The organism is Acinetobacter pittii ANC 4050 (assembly GCF_000399685.1).
GTDB classification, from domain to species: domain Bacteria; phylum Pseudomonadota; class Gammaproteobacteria; order Pseudomonadales; family Moraxellaceae; genus Acinetobacter; species Acinetobacter pittii_E.
Genome location: NZ_KB976987.1, coordinates 2,139,202 through 2,157,629, shown reverse-complemented (window position 1 = coordinate 2,157,629; position 18,428 = coordinate 2,139,202). Strand labels below are relative to the sequence as shown.

The window sequence follows — 18,428 nt, the reverse complement described above, 5'->3', positions numbered from 1 at the left end:
TTTTGCGCTGATTTAAAGTTATCCACCATTGCGACACAGAGATAAGGGAGCTAAGCCAAATGCTTAGCCCATGTCTTCTTTATCGCACCGCCGCATCACACTAAAAAAAGTAGGGGCAAAGTCCTGTGGGAGAGCAGGACTTTGCAAACTGACATGTTCTAGACCTTGCATGAGCTGAGGCGAATACACTTGTTCAAGCCGTTGGTAAATACAGTCGCAACTGGCTTGGGTGTGTCCACCCGACAGGCAAATTTTTTCAAAATCCTGTTGAGTGCGGAGGTCACAACCTGAAACGCTGTAATCGCCGATCACAAGGCCTAAAACCAAAATAGTTTTATAAAATTTCATATTATTCTCGTAATGATTGGGGATATATCAATGAGAAAAAATAAACCGCTATGTTTAAAGTTTAAAATCATTTTTAAAGGCAATAGTTAACCCGCCTATAAAAGCAATAAAATAAAATGATTTAAATTTTAAAATAAAAATAATTTATAAATTTAAAAAATTAGATAATAGAAAACCTAAATTTTAAACAAATAAAATTACGAGAGAGGATAGGGGATTAATTTAAAAAAGGTCATGGTTAACTCCTTAAAATTTATGGAGCTCTACCACCAAAAATCACCGTCAATTGATTATGGTGGTAGAACGAAAGGGGGTTAGCAGACTGGGATCCAAGGAACCAGCACGCGCAAGCGCGTCCCCCTCCCGTCCTACCGCAAAGAAAAGGGACGCAAGGGTCTAACGACTTATAGTTGAACTATAACCCGCCATGGATCTACGGTCTGCTAAAACCGACTGGCAATGTAGGCCAGCGGGACCATAATAATCATAAGTTTTTAACAGGTCAATTCAATTTAAATAAAATATTATAAAAATTTTAAATATAAATTTATATTTTAATTAAACTCAAAAGTTAATCTATTTAAAGCCATAAATTAATAAAAATAATAAAGCTAAACTAAACGTTTAGCCTGTACTTAAAATGTATAACGGTAATTAATAAATACTCGGTGCTGGTCCCAATCTTTCCGAGACATACCATTTATTTTTTCACCTAGGTTTGCATTTTCAAACTTCGATTCATAATGCAAAAATGAATAACGCACATCTAAGTTTTTTGTCCACGGCAGGGCATAACTCACCGTAAAGTCAAAGTAACGCTCTTTACCTTCAATATCACTGCTGATGTTACTTTGGTGAGCGCCAAAGCCATAAATATACTTCGCTTCGGTTTTTAAACCTTTCACATAGTCTTTCCAGTTATATTTCAGCCGAAGGGCAATGGCGGTTTCATCGTTATTGGTAAAGTCAGGGCCAATGGTCGCAGAGGTCGAAAACGGGTTGGTACCGTGGTCTTGCGTCAAAACCGAGTTGCGGTCAGAGTGCACGGAAAAATTATCTTCTATCCAAAAACCATCAAACTTTGAAACGGCAATGCCGCCTTCAATATTATTTTTGGCCACATTTACATCGACAAAATAGCCATTGCCACGGTTGTTAATATCTTGGCCTTTAACACAGTCCAGCTCGGTTTCGGCACCGCATTTAAACAGCTTGCCATCATCACGTGAGAAAAAAGCACCTGTGTTAAATGTCCATACCAAGCCATGCAAGGGCAATTTATATTGAGCAATCGCCCCATACTTTTTTAAATAATCTTTGCTATTTAAATATTCGGCATTCACGCTCCAGTTTTTGTACTGATACTTGGCACCGAGCAAACCGACATAATCAATGCGCTCGTCATTTTCAGTCACCAGTTTTTCAAAACTATCCATGCTGCGCGGTTTCCAGCGGTCATAGTAAGCAATGTAAGTTTGTAGCTGATCATTGAGTTGAAACTGACCGCTCGCACCCGAAAAAGTGTCAGGCACAGCGCGGTTATTGGTGCTTTTAAGCAAGAGCGAGTCGTGCAACTGGCGGCCTAATTTAATTTCGCTTTTGTCGCCGAGTTTTGCTTTGATGTAGAGCTGACCTAAAGTCGCAAAGTTTTGATCAAGCTTGCCGTTATTTTCAACTTCTAAAAGCTGCGCGCTCGGCTTGCCAGAGTCAAATAACTTGGTGACTGCATAGAGTGAGCCATCTACCCCAAGCCAGTCCCACATGTACGGTGACTGATAATTTAACTCAAGCCCTAAGGCACTTTGTTCATATTCACTCGACGAAGGCGAAGGGTTGGCAAGCGTGGGGTGGGCAGTGCCTTCATCGTTCCAGTAACGGGTGTTAAGTTTTAATTCTAACTTGCCAAATTCTTGAGGAAGCTCTGCATACGCATTGCTCACGCTGCCTAAACCAATACAGCCCCATAGCAAATATTTATTCATTTTAAATTCCTTTTTTAAGCATGAATAAGCCCTTTGCCTAACGCTAAGGTTAGGCAAGCTTTTTATGAAATGGATGAATTAAGGAGAGAGTTTTTCGAGCACTTGGCCTTTGGTTTCAATGGCAAACAAGAAGGTTACAAGCCCACCAATGAGCGCTACAACCGCCAGCACACTAAACACATATTGAATGCCGTAGCCACCAACGACCAGACCGACCATAACAGGTCCAATTGCAGAGCCGGCACGTAGCCAAGCGGTACTAAACCCGATGCCCATCGCACGTAGGCGAGTTGGGTAAAGTTCGGCAGCATAAAGGTATAAAGAGAATGAAATGGTCTGCAAAATGGCATAGCTCAGTGTTGCTAAAATCACAACTTCCATCGCCGATTTTGCACCTAAAATCGAGAGGCTCATGAGTGGAATGATCGCTAAGAAAAACGCTGCACTGTACCAAGGACGGCGGCCGACTTTATCAATCATCAACGCACAGATAATAGAGGCAATTACACCCACGCCCGACGTAATCCAGCCATAACCTAAACTGGTTTGAAGCGACAAGCCAAAGTGCTGTTTGTAGAGAGAAGGCAGCCAAGTCACCATGGCATTGTTCACCATATACACGCAAAACCACATGCCCCATAGCGTAAAGGTACGTTTACGGTAGATGCCACGGAACAGCTCACGCCAGTCGGTTTTTGCCATGCCTTGCGGGTTAATTTCTTTAACCACAGGTTCAGGCAAAGTTTTACCGCTTTTGATGGCACTGTCTTCAAAACTTTTGACGACTTGATCTGCTTCTTTAAAACGGCCTTTTGAAGCCAGCCAGCGTGGTGACTCAGGCAAGAAAAACCGTAAAGGAATGACCAGTAACGATGGAATTAGACCCACAATAAACATGACTTTCCAGCCGTAAATTGGCATCAGGAAAAACGCTGCCATGCCTGCAAACATCAGGCCGAGAGGGAATAAAACTTCATAGAGCAAGAAAAACTTACCGCGCTTTTCTGCACCAATAAACTCGTTAATATAGGCACTCGCAACAGGCACTTCACCACCTGTACCAACACCTTGTAAGAAACGGAAAATTAACAGTGACATTCCGCTCCATGCAAACAGACAAGAAATGTCCATTGCCACAAACAGTAAAATGGTAAAAGACAGTACTTTTAAACGACCGACTTTTTCGGCAAGTGAACCAAAAAAGATTGCACCGACCAGTTGCCCGACATAGCCCGCAGCAATGATCGCACCGACGTAAGCAGGAGTCAGGTGCCATTCGGTAATGAGTTGGGGTAAAGCAAAGGCAATCGCAAGAACAGTATAGGCGTCAAAAAAGGTCGCTATACCAATGGTAATTCGCATAAATTGCATTCGACCCGTGACTGGTAGCCGTTCGAGTCTTGCAATAATTTCCGCATTTTTTTGATGATGACTAATTTGTTCTACATCCGCTAGATTTGTCATCTTCTATCTCCTTATCTACTACATTCCTCGTAGTTTTTTTGTTCTATTTGGCACTACCTGTTCACCACAGTTTGCATGCTTTTTATTATTGTTTTTAAGAGACATGCCCGATGTTTGGCCTCAGGCAGCGTACAGGAAAAAAAGGCTAGCGTACATGCTAGCCCGAATAGAATTTAAGCAACGGCTTGGGTTAAATCGACCTTGCCAATTCCGGCTTGACGCATCGCATCATGAATTTCTTGCTCAGCACCATCAGCGAGTGGAAGCAATGGCGAACGCACAGTAGCATGGTCCAAAATTCCGCGAGCAACCAATGCATGTTTAAGCGCGACAGTACCTTCCATGTGTGAACCACGGTGATAAACATTGCGAGTCACTGGTAATAATTGGTCGTGAATGGCACGCGCTTTAGCGTAATCTTTGGCTTTACCTGCTTTAATCATTTCAATTAACAGTTCAGGGGCAATGTTGCCGTAGCCTACCAAAGCGCCGTCTACATCAAACATGGTGTGAAGCAAATATTCATCGTGGCACGTCAATACCTGTAAGTCTGGGCGTTCACGGCGAATAATCGGAATTTCAACATCCCAGCGGCGCATGTTACGTACACCATTTTTCATGGCAAACACGCCTGGCTGTGCAGAAATATCGAGTAGAGTTTCTAGGTCGTAAGTGGCTTTAGTTGCATCTGGATATTGGAATAAAATAGATGGCAAACCACTTTCTTCATAAATTGCTTTATAGCGGTCTTGTGGTGCGCCTTTTTGATAGCCAAAACGCAACCAGCCATGTGAAGGGTAAATCAAACCTGCCGAAGCACCCGCACTCACTGCACGTTTAGCTTCTTCTGCTGCAACTGAAGTACCTTCGAGCGTAATACCTGCGATTACCGGAATTTTGTCATCTACCGATTTAACAAAGCTTTCGATGACCTGCATTTGTTCTTTTTGCGACAAGAATGTTCCTTCACCTGCATGCCCAAGAACAACCAAGCCTTTCACACCATCAATACTACCTAACCATGAACCTAAACGTTGAATCGCATCATGGTCTACTTGTCCGTCACGGGTAAAAGGAGTCACAGGTGCTGGGGTTAATCCACGTAAATCTAAACTCATAATCGTACTTCCTATACAGTGTAATTAAATATTCTCTGGTTCTTAATCTGACTTAAATCGTGTTGTAGAGAACATGATTGGAGTATAGAAATAGGTGAGCTATGTAGGAATTACCAATTCTTGAATTTCAGTTATACTGAAAATGTATAGCTAAAAACGCTGCCTATAACGGTTTAGGAAGAATCGATGAATTATGAATTATGGAAAATATTTTTAGACGCGGTGGAACTCGGTAGCTTAAGCAAAGTCGCCATGCTGCATAACACCAACCAACCACAAATCAGTCGGCAAATGAACGAACTTGAGGCGCAATGTGGTGGTCGTTTGTTTAACCGAACAGGACGGGGCGTAGAACTCACCGATTTAGGCCAGCATTTACTTCCTAAAATTCGTTCATGGCTGAACGTGACTGACCAACTTAATAATGAAATTTTGCATTCGACCGATACTCCAATTGGTACGGTTCGCATTGCCAGTTTGCCGTCTACTTCACATCCGTTGTTATCGACCCTCTATAAAGTGCTTCAACAAAAATATCCCTTAATTAAACTCTCGGTGCGTGAAGGGCAAGGGGTGCATTTAGAAAAATGGCTTGAAGATGGCAGCGTCGATTTAGCTATTCTCTATCGTTTTAACCCGACACCAAAACAAGGCGATGTTTATCTTACCGAAGCCGATACTTACTTGGTGGGCTGCGAAGGCGATGCGCTCACTCAGGCCAATGAAGTCGACTTTAAAGACGTAAGTGAGTTACCGCTGGTCACGTTTTGCAGGCCAAGTAACTGGCGCAATTTTTTAGACCATATGGCTTATGAAAATGGGGTAGAGCTGAACATTGTATTTGAGGCTGACTCGATTAGTTTACAAACCCATTTGGTTGCCGAATCTCGTATGTATACCATGCTGGGGCCGCAAGCGTTAAAGAAGGCCAGCCAATACACCTCAATTCAAGCTGCAAAAATCGTTAACCCCGCACTCAAGCGCTATATTTCTTTGTCTATTTCTAAACACGGCTATTTAACACCTGCGTGTAAGGCAGTAATGGAAGAAATTAGAAATCTTGCTGATTTGCTTTAAGGCACCGGTATGTTTAAGAACGACACTGTTGCATAGTACGCATCATGGTTTTTACAAAGTCACGCGGTACTTCGGGGCTTTGTAAACTTAAATTTCCAAGTTTATTCATAAGTTTAGGAGAGTATTGTCGTTCTAAACGGTGATAAATACATGTGCAGCTTGTACGGCTATGTCCGGCAGCTATGCATTTTGAGTAAAAGTCACGGTGTGCATGACTTTTATAGCCAGCAGAGGCAACCGATACAAATAATAATCCACCCAAAAAAACTAAAAAATTATAAAAAGACATATTCCTTCTCGTCGTTGTTGTTTTCTTTGTCAATCACTCAGCACTACAGTCATTTGTGCAAAATATTGGCGAAACTTGCGGCTTCATCATAGTCAGAACAGTTTTAGAGGTCAAATTGATTTGCGGATGAGAAGCGTTTAATGTTTTAAAAGTAAACAATCCTTATTGTTGCCATTTTAAAGACAGTGTTGCGACATTAAACACTCTATGTTTTTACATGCTTTTTTGTTTTTATAAATGCTTTAGTTTTGATTTGTTTTTAAATATTTAAAACATCTTTGTACTGAATTAATGACTTTAAAATAATAGGATGCAGCTTATGCCTGATACCTCAATGCAACAAGAGAAACAAAGTACTTGGGCCATATGTCGAGATCCTGTTTTGCTGACGATGGTGGGCGGGGCAATTGACACCATTGGCTTTATTGCATTGTTTGGTTTTTTTACTGCGCATGTGACGGGAAACTTAGTGTTGGCGGGCGCTGCATGGGTTAAAGGCGGCTCAGGTCTATGGATCAAGCTTGCCGCAATCCCGCTATTTATTTTGACAGTGGTGATTACCAAACTATTAATTGACCGTAGTCAGGTCAAGCACAAAACGCTGTCTTATTTATTTTTATTTGAAGCCATTTTTCTATGTGCCTTCATGGTTGCAGGCCTTTATTCCGAGCCATTTAAAAATCCGGATGCATTAACAGTTGCAGTAACAGGCGGGCTGGGTTTAATTGCTTTGGCTATTCGTAATACTTCTAGCAAAACGCTCATTAAAAATATTAGCCCAAGCACTATGATGACCGGCAACACAACGCAACTTGGTATTGATATTGCCAACTTGCTTAAAAACAATAATGCAGCTAATCGGGCTAGTTTTCTAAAAAGCGCCAGTATTGTGATTGGCTTTGTCATTGGTGCTTTCTTGGGAGCGGTACTCTATGTCTATTTTGATTTCTGGAGTGTGGCGCCGTTTATCTTACCCATTTTGTATTTTTCATATTTAGCTTCACAGCAAAAGTTTAACCAAGCTTAATGAGAAAAAAGAATAAATTAGCCTGAATTAAAATGAATTCAGGCTTTTTTCGCATTAAAGAAAAACAGAAGCTGAGACAAAATTGTTCGTTCACTGCTTTACAGGCATAATGACCAGATGGGGAATACATTCGATTAAGGAAGGCACAATGACAAAGTCTTACCATTATTTAGTGATAACAATAATGGCTTTGCTCAGTGGCTGTCAGGTTATTCATTTAAAAGAAAGTAATTTAAGCAATGCTTTAAAAAGTAAGAATGAAAGTATTTTGACCGATGGTACCTTAAGCCATCAAACCCAAAACTTACTGTATTTGGTCAAAAAAGACGAAAAGTCTTGTCTGCAAAATTTTGATGATTGTTTAAATAAAATTCAAAGCTTGTCTGAAAATAGCAGTCGAGAAGAACGCTATGCTGCGCTGAGTGAAATCTATTTAGCCAAGGCTTTAGACGTCGGACGTAGTAGCCAGTGTAATGTCATTAATAAAAGTAGCAGTTGTATTGAGCAAGAGTTAGCGTTGTTTGATAAAAGCTTACGCTATAGTTATGTCTATTTATTCGACTCTGAAGAGTCGCCGTTCGATCGGGTATTTGACCATCGCCAAAATCAGGTGCGTATTTTTTATAACGTTGCCTTGTCGAAGCTCATGACCACGTATTTTAATCATTTAAATACGCATCGTTTTCCACCGTTGCTGAAAGCAGACGGGCATGAGTACCACGTCAATTTTGACCATGCCGTAGATGTACAAAAAATTGAAGTCGATACTTTTCGCTCAAGCTATAACATGAACTTTTCTGGCTTTAATACCGTCAACCGTAAAGATGGTTTAGGCGCAGAGTTTATTGTCGGACGTAAAGAAAATGATGTAAATCATGGCTTCATTTTAGATCCCGATGCTTTTTATGCTCAGCAGAATAATCCCAACATACATTTACCACGCTTCTTTCCGGTTACTGCCATCGCTTATCCAAAACAAAAAGCTACAGCCGATCAGGTCATTGCTGGGGCAGAGTTAGAAATTGCGATGTTTGATCCATATCGACAAGACCGCGTAAAGGTTGAAGGTGTGGATTATCCGCTCACTGCAAACTATTCGGCGCCTTATGGGCTTTGGCTGTCGAAATATAATTTAGGTGCAGCAGGCTATTGGTCTTTAATTAATAAAGAAGCCAATTTGATCATGCCGCATTTATATATGCTGGAACCTTTTAACCCAAATAAGAAAATCATTGTGTTTATTCATGGTTTGGCGAGTAGCCCCGAGGCTTGGGTGAGTTTAACCAATGACATTATGGGCGATGCCGAATTAAGACAAAATTACCAAGTTTGGCAGGTGTTTTATTCAACCAATATGCCGATTTTTGAAAGTCGTTTTCAGATTTATTCTTTGCTGAATCAAGCTTTTCAAAACGTTGCCAAAGACAGCTATGCTGCACACTATGCCGTATTGGTTGGGCATAGTATGGGCGGAGTGATTAGCCGTTTACTAGTAAGCGATGCTGATGTTTCAGAGCAAGCCATACAAAAAATGAATGAAGCACAGTTAAACCGTTTAAAAGAAAATCCGGTCATTCGAGAGCGTTTTCAGTTCAAAGCTTTACCTTATTTTAAGCGGGTTGTTTTTGTTTCCGCACCGCATCATGGTACTGACTACGCTGACCGATGGTTTACCCAAATTGCACGCCGTGTTATTCGTTTGCCTGCTGACTTTTTTATTGCGGTCGAAATGAGAGATGAGAAAAACACGAAACTCAGAAAGGGCTTAATTGAAAACGGGGCAAGTAATTTAAGTCGTTCTTCTAACTTTATGCAGTTGACCCAAGCCATTCAACCATCGCCACAAGTGGTCTATCACTCGATTATGGGGAACATAAATGGTACGGCTGATAAGTTAAAAAGCAGCGATGGGATTGTGCCTTATCAAAGTTCGCACTTAGGTGGTGAACAGTCGGAACTGATAATTAAAGGTGGACATTCGATTCAAACCACGCCTGAGGCAATTTTAGAATTACGCCGTATTTTACGATTGCATTTAAAGCAGTCGCAGTCTTCAAAATAGAAATTTTTGTTTTTAGAAAACCACTGCTGAAATGGTTCAACAGTGGTTGAAATAATTAATTAAGCTGATTTTGTTTGAGCGATTTTTTATGCTCAAAATAGCTGATTGAAAAAATAACCAGACCGACTAAATACAACACGCCAGACAAGAGTAGTAAGTCTAATCCTGCGGCGTAGAGCAACCAAAGTGCATAGATTGAAGCGACACTTGCAATCGCAATATGCGGCGTGCGTTTGTGGCGAATGGATTCTTTTAGATAAAAAGCTGATACCAGAAAATAAGGCAGTAAAATCATCACCGATGAAATCAATAAAAGCTGGGTGTAGTTTTTATTGAAAAAATACACGGCAATGAGTGAGCCTTGTACGACAAGCGTTGTCAGCCAAAGGGATGAAATAGGTACATTGTTCTGATTATTCTTTAAAAATAATTTAGGGAATGCACCATTTTTTGCAGCCAAAAATGGAATTTCAGTAGCAAATAACGTCCAACTTAAATAAGACGATGCAACGGAAATAATCAGCCCGATGGTAATAATGATGGTACCCGGCAAGCCGATCAGTTGCTGCAAAATAGTTGCCATAGAAGGGTTGTGCATGCCAGCAAGCGCTTCACGACTGACTACGCCGTAAGCCAATACCGTCACCATGACGTAAAAACTTAACGCCAGTAACACACCTAAAATGGTCGCTTTACCAATGTCATGACGTTTTTTGGCACGCGATGATAAAACCACTGCACCTTCAATGCCGGTAAATACCCAAAGGGTAATCAGCATCAGGTCTTTTACTTGCTGCCAAAGCGGAACTTGCAAAGAAAAATCATGTAGGTTGAGTTTGAACAAATCAAACTTAAAGGCAATGAAAGTAAAGAAGATAAAAACCACCATTGGAATAATTTTGGCAATGGTTGCCAGTAAATTCACAATCGCAGCTTCTTTAATACCTCGGCTGACTAACCAATGTACAAGCCATACAAAAATGCTGGAACCGATCAGTGCGTAAAAGGTATTGCCTTCACCAAAAATAATATGGTCTTTGCTATCGGTAAACATGCCGACGCCGGAAAAGGCAATGACGACATAGCCGACAATACCAATGGTGGTACATAACCAATAGCCCCAAGCCGAGCAAAACCCAATCAGGTCGCCAAAGCCTTCGCGCGCATAGTTATAAATACCGCCATCTAGATCTGGTCGTTGGCGGGTTAAATGCAAAAGCGTGAGGGCCAAGAAAATAATGCCGACTCCGGTAATGAGCCATGCAACAAGAAGGGCAGAGCCGTTGGCAACCTGAGCCATATTTTGGGGAAGGCTAAATACGCCTGACCCCACCATAGAGCTAAATACCAGCGCTGTAAGCGACAACAATCCAATTTTGGCAGCAGACATGGTATTTATTCTTTAAAAAATTGAGAAAGTTCAGCAATGTGTTCTGGTCCAATACCGCAGCAACCCCCGACTAGGCTTGCACCTGCTTGCTGCCACTGTTTAGCAAAACCAAGATAAGCAGGCGCATCTAGATCTTTACGAATTTCATCCAGACCATCGTTGGCAGTAGCACTTTCATCTTGTGGAGGGAAAGCGTTGGCATAGGCGCCAATTTGTACAGACTCTGGAATAAGTCCTTTAATTTCATTAATCGCTTGCAAGATTACTTCAGGCTGACAGCAGTTAAACAATACAGCTTTGGCATTTGATTGTTTGATGAAATCAGCCACTTGTTGCATGTTTTCGCCAGAACGAAGTAATGCTTGTTCTTGTTTAATTTCATCTTGCAGCGTGAATGATACCCAGTAGTCCTTACCATCTTTTGGTAATAATGCATGGACTGTTTCAACTTCTTTTAAGCAAGATTGGGTTTCAGCGAGCCAAAAATCAACCTCTGGTGCCAAGGTATTAATGATGGGTTCAGCAAGGTTTTTAGCTTGTTCAGGTTGGAATAAGTCCGCACGGTAAGAACCAAATAACGGTGGTAAGCAGCCAGCAATTTTGACATTTTTGCCGCTTTCTTTAACTGCATTTTTTGCTTGTTTAATAGCAACTTGAATTAAACGCACGCCGTCAGTTTCAAAGCGTTCTTGACCAATATGAAACGGTACAACAGCGTAGTTATTGGTGGTAATAACTTCTGAACCAGCGTTAATAAAATCGAGATGTACTTCTTTTACTGTTTCAGGGGCTTCAATGAGTGCGAGAGCAGACCACTCTGGTTGACGAAACGGAGCGCCACGGCGGGCTAATTCACGGCCTAAACCGCCATCTAAAATTTTCATAAATTACAACATAAAGGGAGAAACATAATTCAGCTAATCTAGCGTGTAGATGAATCGTGTTCAATCGCTAATATGCTCGATATATTTCTAAATAAATTAGATTGTTATGAATAATTTTTCTTAAGAGGAATTCTGTAAACGTTGTTCAGTTTTACTGATGAACTTCATGTGAAAATGAAAATATTTTTATTTAAAAATACAGAATAAAAAATGATCTTATAGCGCGCCATATTGTTGCCAGCTTTCACCTGTGTGCTGCTTTTTATAATAGGCTTGAAGTTGTTTGAGCTGTGTAAAGTGTATGCTACACCAAATTAATAAACTAAGTAATATTAGAATCTTAGATAGAACGCTTACTTTTTCTAGGCGAGCAAAAGCCAATAAAACAAAAAACAGGGCAGGTAAAAATATAAAGAATTGAACAGGGGAGAAAAATAGATGAGCCGTGCTGAAATATAACGCGGTAGCACTGATGAGCAGATTTAAAACAGAACATAGCTTTTGATATTTACCGAGCTTAAATGCATAAGCAGTGATGGTAAGTAATACGGCTGAGCTGACATAAATCGATGTACCGCCAATCATCCACATATAAAACCCGCTTAACAAAAGATAAGCCAACAGCAAAACAAGCATGAGCTTAAAACCAAATGACAAGAGGCGAGATGATGTGTTTAAAGGCGTCATAGCGAATCTAAATATCTCAAGTGAGGGCTAAAAACAAAAGGACGAATCGAAATTCATCCTTTTGGTATTTTACTTATACATCGTCAAACTTAGTTTGCTTTTGCAACTGGGGCAGCAGCAGTTTCATCGTTTGCAGCTTTGAACGGAGATGTATAGTTCAAGCCAAGTGTAGAACTTGTGTATTGACGAACTTTGTCGAGTAACACAGGGTCTTTGCTTAAGTCTTGTTTATAAGACACTACAATCTCATGAAGCTTCTGGTTCCATTTACCTTCAGTTTGCTCAGGGAAAGCTTTTTCAAGCAAGTTAAGCATGATATATGGAGAAGTCGAAGCACCCGGAGACGCACCTAACAATGCAGTTACAGCACCATCTTTAGACGCAAAGATTTCTGTACCGAATTGAAGCGTTGCTGGTTTACCTGGTTCTTTTTTGATGATCTGAACACGTTGACCACCTTGGCTTAAACGCCAGTCTTCAGCTTTCGCATCTGGGTAGTATTTACGAAGTTCATTGAGACGGTCTTCATCCGACATCATTACTTGGCTTACCAAGTATTTAACAAGATCAAGGTTTTCCAAGCCAACAGTGGTCATTGGTAAAACGTTGCTTTTGTTTGTTGATGCAAGTAAGTCAAGCTGAGAACCATTTTTCAGGAACTTGTTTGAATACGTTGCAAATGGTCCAAACAATACATATTTTTTACCGTCGATATAACGTGTATCAATATGTGGTACAGACATTGGAGGCGCACCAAGTTCAGCACGGCCATATACTTTCGCTGTATGTTCTGCAGTAATTTTTGGATTGTCAGTAATTAAGAACTCACCACCAACAGGGAAGCCAGCATATTGTTTCGCTTCTGGTAAACCAGTAAGTTGCAATAATTTAACTGCTGCACCACCTGCACCGATAAATACAAAACGTGTTTTAACGTGATCTACTTTACCAGTTTTCAAATTTTTGAAAGCCACTGTCCAAGTTTTGTCATCATTTTGGCTGATGCCAGTCACTTCAGTTGAAGTCTGTAATTTGAAATTAGGGTTTTGATTTAAATGACTCACTAATTGTTTAGTGATTGAACCATAGTTAACGTCAGAGCCAACATCCATACGAGTTGCTGCAACTTTTTGACTAGGGTCACGGTCATTCATCACTAAAGGTGCCCATTGTTTAATTACAGCTGGGTCTTCAGTAAATTTCATGCCTTTGAATAGCGGGCTTTGAATCATGGCAGCATAACGTTTTTCTAAGAATTGAACGTTATCGCCCCAAACGAAAGCAATGTGCGGAACTGGATTAATGAATGATTTTGGTTCAGCTAAAACGCCTTGTTTTACCTGATGTGACCAGAACTGTTTAGCAACTTCAAATTGAGAAGCAACTTTTTCAGCTTTGGCAATTTCCATCTTACCGTTTTTCTCTTCGGTATAGTTCATTTCCATAAAGCCAGAGTGGCCTGTTCCGGCATTGTTAAAGCCGTTTGAACTTTCTTGAGCAACTTGGTCAAGACGTTCATACATACGAATTTGCCAGTTTGGTTCAAGCTCAGTGAAATAAGTACCGAGAGTGGCACTCATGATACCGCCGCCAACAAGAACAGCATCAACAACTGGCTCATCTTTTGCAGTTTCTACTTGTTTTGACGCAGTTGGTCTAAACAAGAAAACAATACCTGCAATTAAAATAAGAATGATTAATACCAGAAGGTATTTCAAAAACTTTTTCATGTAAGGGGGACCTTAAAATAAGTTATTTGAGTCACTTAAGGTGTGAGGAAACCTAGACAGCGTATCCAGACAAAATGGATATAAATGCGAAAGTGAATTCTCAAAATTCGAGAACTTCGAAAAAAATAAAAATGACTGGGCATTATCGCAAACACACTATATTTTAGACTAATTTTGCATTGACAAGACAATTTTTATAATAAATGTGGTTCATCAAAATCATAAATATGATTTATATTTAATCAAATTGAGTTTTAATAAGATAATTTAAGTTAGATGTTTTTGTTTAAGTATTTGAAAGTAAAACAATAATTTTAATTTGATTAAATTTAAATCACTTGAGGGAAATTTGCCTATAAAAATAGATTAATTTTTATTACATGCCATATTTATGTAAACAAGCTGCTCATAAATGCTTATTTTCTGTCATACATCGTTCTTATTAATATTGGCTCTATAGATTTAAATTAAGGGCATATCTCTGTATAAGAAATATGCCCTTTAAAGTTTTATGACGCTACATAGAACGGTGCAGTTGAACGTGGTAACGCTTCACGTCCACGAATTTGGTCTGCAATTTTCTCGGCAATCATAATGGTAGTTGCGTTTAAGTTACCGGTAATAATGAGCGGCATGATAGAGGCATCGACAACACGCAAACCATTCATACCATGTACACGGCCTTGACCATCTACAACAGCCATTTCATCTTCACCCATCTTACAGCTACAAGACGGATGGTAAGCTGTTTCTGCATGGTTACGAACAAAGTCGTCAAGCTCTGCATCAGATTGTAGATGTTTACCCGGGCTAATTTCTTCACCACGATATGGGTCAAGTGCAGGTTGTTGCATGATTTCACGCGTGATACGAATTGCATCACGGAATTCGCGCCAGTCTTGCTCAGTCGACATGTAGTTAAACAAGATACTTGGATGCTCAAACGGGTCTTTCGATTTAAGTTTGATTCGACCGCGTGAAGGCGAACGCATTGAACCAACGTGAGCTTGGAAACCATGTTCTTTCACGGCATTACTACCGTTGTAGTTAATGGCAACCGGCAAGAAATGGTACTGAATGTTTGGCCATGTAAACTCATCCGAACTACGGATAAATCCGCCTGCTTCAAACTGGTTACTTGCACCAATACCTGTACCATTAAATAACCACTCTGCACCAATCGCAGGTTGGTTATACCATTTCAAGGCAGGGTATAAAGAAACGGGTTGCTTACATTTATATTGTAAGTACATTTCCAAGTGATCTTGCAGGTTTTCACCTACACCCGGTAAATCATGAACCACATCAATGTCCATTGATTTTAGGAAGGTACTTTGACCTACACCCGAGCGCTGTAAAATTTGTGGTGATGCAATTGCGCCCGCACACAGTAATACTTCGCGTTTAACTAATGCACGTTGTAAGTTGTTTTGGTCAGCACCAATAATGTATTCAACACCAACTGCTTGTTTTTGATTAAACAAGATTTTGTTGGTCGTAGCATGAGTCAAAATAGTCAGATTTGGACGACCTTTTGCCATATCCAAATAACCACGTGCAGTGCTTGATCGGCGACCTTTTGGGGTAACTGTACGGTCCATTGGACCAAAGCCTTCTTGTTGATAACCATTTAAGTCATCAGTACGTGGGTAACCTGCTTGTACACCTGCTTCAACCATGGCATGGAACAACACATTATTGTCATTTTTAGGTGTCGCAACGGATACTGGACCATTACCGCCATGGTAGTCATTTTCACCAATATCACGCGTTTCAGCTTTTTTGTAGTAAGGCAAACAGTCAGCATAAGACCAGTTTTCAAGGCCTTTATGAGTTGACCATTGCTCTAAATCCATTGCGTTACCACGGATATAGCACATGCCATTAATTAAAGATGAACCACCTAAACCTTTACCACGACCACATTCCATACGGCGGTTATTCATGTGTGGTTCTGGGTCAGTTAAATAAGCCCAGTTATAGCGGCGACCTTGAAGAGGGAAGGCCAAAGCTGCCGGCATTTGTGTACGGAAATCCAAGCGGTAATCGGGGCCACCCGCTTCTAATAATAAAACGGTGGTATCTTTGTCTTCAGTCAGACGCGCAGCAAGTACATTTCCGGCAGATCCTGCACCAATAATAATATAATCATATTCTTTAATATTCATAACTATCCTTTTTTTACTAACAGTTTGCCTGAGCAATCTATAAAGACTGCTCGGCATATGTGATTTAGGTTGAAGGTTTTAGACCGATTGAGGCATTAAAAAATGCTTTGATAATCGCCAAGTTCAACTTGAATAGATTTGATACGGGTATAGTGCCCAAGTGTGGTCAAGCCATTTTCGCGGCCTACGCCAGATTGTTTGTAGCCACCCACTGGCATTTCGGCAGGCGATTCGCCCCAAGTATTAATCCAGCAAATACCAGCTTCAATTTGGTGAATAATGCGATGAGCTCGGCTAATGTCTTGAGTGACAACGCCAGCAGCTAAACCAAAGGTCGTGTCGTTAGCACGACGGATGACTTCTTCTTCGGTTTCATAGCTTAAAATGCTCATGACAGGTCCAAAAATTTCTTCTTGAACAATTGCCATCTGGTCAGTGCAGTCGCTAAATACTGTCGGTAATACATAAGCGCCTTTGGCAAGTTCGCCTTCAGTCGCACGCCCACCACCGATTAGCACTTTAGCGCCTTGTTGTTTGCCTGACTCAATGAAAGACAACACTTTTTCCATATGAGGAAAGCTAGTGAGTGGACCAAAGTTCGTGTCTTCAGCCATTGGATCGCCAATACGAATGCGTTGTACACGCTCTACAACAGCTTTTTCAAAATCTGCTAAAAGTGATTTTGGAACAAATACGCGTGTACCGTTAGTACATACCTGACCTGAGCTAAAGAAGTTCGCCATAACTGCAATATCTGCGGCACGGTTAAGGTCGGCATCTTCACAAATAATCAGTGGAGATTTACCACCGAGTTCCATGGTTACTTCTTTCAGCGTAGAGCCAGCAGCGCTTGCCATAACTTTTTTGCCGGTTTCCACACCGCCAGTGAATGAGATTTTTTCAATCACAGGATGTTCAGTGAGCCACTGACCAATTTCACGGCCAGCACCTTGTACAACGTTAAATACGCCGTCTGGTAAGCCAGCTTCGGTATAGATTTCTGCAAGTTTAAATGCAGTAAGTGGTGTGGTTTCACTTGGTTTGAAAATCATGGCATTGCCGGCAGCAAGGGCAGGGGCAGATTTCCATAAAGCGATTTGAATTGGATAGTTCCAAGCACCAATACCGGCAACCACGCCTAAAGGTTCACGGCGTGTATAAAAGAAACTAGATTCGCGAAGTGGAACTTGTTCACCCTGAATGGCTGTTGCAAGTCCTGCGTAGTATTCGAGTACATCTGCACCAGTCACAATATCAACTGTCGATGTTTCGCTATAGGCTTTACCTGTGTCGAGAGTTTCAAGACGGGCAAGCTCATCATTTCGTTCACGAAGAATGTCGACAGCACGACGTAAAATACGTGAACGCTCCATGGCAGTCATGGCAGCCCAGATTTTTTGTCCTTGTTGGGCACTTTGTACAGCAGCTTCAATATCTTGTTCAGAAGCTTGCTGAAGAGTCGCGATTGTCTCGCCGTTGGCAGGGTTAATACTATTAAATGTTTTACCACTGGTTGCTTTAACGTAGCGTCCATGGATATACAACTGATGAACTTGTACATCACTCATTTTGTCTCTCCTGCAAAGGCTTGTTCGCAAATTGCAATTGCGTTTGTACATAATCGTAAGCAATGGAACGAGCAAGGTTGCTGTCAAATTCGTTATGACGGCTTAAACTGCCTCGTAACCATAATCCATCAATCAATGCTGCCAATCCTCTAGCGGCAACACTGGCCTGTTGTTCATTCATTAACTTGAGGAAATAAAACTTCAAGTTGGAGTACAGGCGTTGATCATTAATCTTTTGTAAGCGGCTTAAGTCTGGTACATGCATACTTGCTGACCAAAAGTCTAACCAGACCCGCATTGCTTTTTCATTAACCTGACTAATGTCAAAGTTAGAGTCGATAATGGCCTTAATCTGGCTCTCTGGATGCGAATCTGCTTCTGCTCTGTACTGTTCGGTTTTACGACGCAGAACATTTAACATTTCTTGCATACAGGTATTTATCAACCCTTGTTTGTCACCAAAATAATGGCTGACAATGCCGGTCGACAACTCGGCTTTTTTTGCAATTTGTGCAATGGTGGTATTGGATAACCCCACTTCATAAATTACGTCGAGTGCAGCGTTCATGATTTCTTCACGTCGCACATGTTCTGGTTTTACTCTGCGTTTTGTCATGGTTGTCCACATCAGCAC

The 18,428-nt window shown here is 41.0% G+C and carries 15 protein-coding genes; 3 read left to right on the top strand and 12 right to left on the bottom strand.

Translation table 11 applies throughout. The features are described 5' to 3' along the window. Positions 1-63 precede the first annotated feature (63 nt). The 4 genes from F931_RS13930 to F931_RS13915 form a co-directional block, all read right to left on the bottom strand. Positions 64-348, bottom strand: coding sequence for a hypothetical protein (locus F931_RS13930; RefSeq protein WP_016141966.1), 285 nt, complete (start codon positions 346-348; stop codon positions 64-66). A 635-nt stretch (positions 349-983) separates the two neighbouring features. Then, positions 984-2,330, bottom strand: coding sequence for an OprD family outer membrane porin (locus F931_RS13925; RefSeq protein ID WP_016141965.1), 1,347 nt, complete (start codon positions 2,328-2,330; stop codon positions 984-986). Positions 2,331-2,408: 78 nt separating this feature from the next. After that, the gene (locus tag F931_RS13920; protein ID WP_016141964.1) at positions 2,409-3,794 is read right to left on the bottom strand and encodes an MFS transporter; all 1,386 of its coding nucleotides are present in this window, start codon (positions 3,792-3,794) and stop codon (positions 2,409-2,411) included. 173 nt (positions 3,795-3,967) lie between these two features. Next, entirely contained in the window at positions 3,968-4,912 is a 945-nt protein-coding gene (locus tag F931_RS13915) for a dihydrodipicolinate synthase family protein (RefSeq protein WP_000050874.1), read from the bottom strand. 186 nt (positions 4,913-5,098) lie between these two features. On the opposite strand from F931_RS13915, the gene cynR reads away from it, so the two are divergent. Beyond that, a complete protein-coding gene (cynR, locus tag F931_RS13910) occupies positions 5,099-5,989 on the top strand; it encodes a LysR family transcriptional regulator (RefSeq protein ID WP_016141963.1) in 891 nt (296 codons plus the stop codon). A 13-nt stretch (positions 5,990-6,002) separates the two neighbouring features. Here the strand turns inward: cynR and F931_RS13905 are convergent, their stop codons facing one another. Continuing rightward, on the bottom strand, positions 6,003-6,278 hold the full coding sequence (locus tag F931_RS13905; RefSeq protein ID WP_016141962.1) for a hypothetical protein: 276 nt from the start codon (positions 6,276-6,278) through the stop codon (positions 6,003-6,005). Positions 6,279-6,597: 319 nt separating this feature from the next. Here F931_RS13905 and F931_RS13900 point away from each other — a divergent pair, with 319 nt between their 5' ends. Beyond that, complete coding sequence (locus tag F931_RS13900; RefSeq protein WP_016141961.1) at positions 6,598-7,305, top strand: YoaK family protein; 708 nt, start codon at positions 6,598-6,600, stop codon at positions 7,303-7,305. Positions 7,306-7,453: 148 nt separating this feature from the next. Further along, positions 7,454-9,367, top strand: coding sequence for an esterase/lipase family protein (locus F931_RS13895; RefSeq protein ID WP_016141960.1), 1,914 nt, complete (start codon positions 7,454-7,456; stop codon positions 9,365-9,367). Between the two features lie 55 nt (positions 9,368-9,422). Here F931_RS13895 and arcD read toward each other — a convergent pair whose 3' ends face one another. From arcD to betI, 7 genes are all read right to left on the bottom strand, one after another. Next, positions 9,423-10,757, bottom strand: coding sequence for a basic amino acid/polyamine antiporter (gene arcD, locus F931_RS13890; protein ID WP_016141959.1), 1,335 nt, complete (start codon positions 10,755-10,757; stop codon positions 9,423-9,425). 5 nt (positions 10,758-10,762) lie between these two features. Beyond that, a complete protein-coding gene (locus tag F931_RS13885; protein WP_016141958.1) occupies positions 10,763-11,641 on the bottom strand; it encodes a homocysteine S-methyltransferase family protein in 879 nt (292 codons plus the stop codon). Positions 11,642-11,857: 216 nt separating this feature from the next. Then, positions 11,858-12,328: a hypothetical protein gene (locus tag F931_RS13880; RefSeq protein WP_016141957.1), complete on the bottom strand. Its 471-nt coding sequence runs from the start codon at positions 12,326-12,328 to the stop codon at positions 11,858-11,860. Between the two features lie 89 nt (positions 12,329-12,417). Next, positions 12,418-14,058, bottom strand: a complete 1,641-nt coding sequence (mqo, locus tag F931_RS13875) for a malate dehydrogenase (quinone) (protein ID WP_016141956.1) — start codon at positions 14,056-14,058, stop codon at positions 12,418-12,420. 509 nt (positions 14,059-14,567) lie between these two features. Continuing rightward, positions 14,568-16,226 carry a choline dehydrogenase gene (gene betA / locus F931_RS13870; RefSeq protein WP_016141955.1) on the bottom strand — a complete coding sequence of 553 codons (1,659 nt, stop codon included), beginning with the start codon at positions 16,224-16,226 and terminating at the stop codon, positions 14,568-14,570. Positions 16,227-16,321: 95 nt separating this feature from the next. Further along, positions 16,322-17,794 carry a betaine-aldehyde dehydrogenase gene (gene betB / locus F931_RS13865; RefSeq protein ID WP_016141954.1) on the bottom strand — a complete coding sequence of 491 codons (1,473 nt, stop codon included), beginning with the start codon at positions 17,792-17,794 and terminating at the stop codon, positions 16,322-16,324. Next, positions 17,787-18,410 carry a transcriptional regulator BetI gene (gene betI, locus F931_RS13860; protein WP_016141953.1) on the bottom strand — a complete coding sequence of 208 codons (624 nt, stop codon included), beginning with the start codon at positions 18,408-18,410 and terminating at the stop codon, positions 17,787-17,789. Before betI ends, betB begins: the two co-directional genes overlap by 8 nt. Positions 18,411-18,428 lie beyond the last annotated feature (18 nt).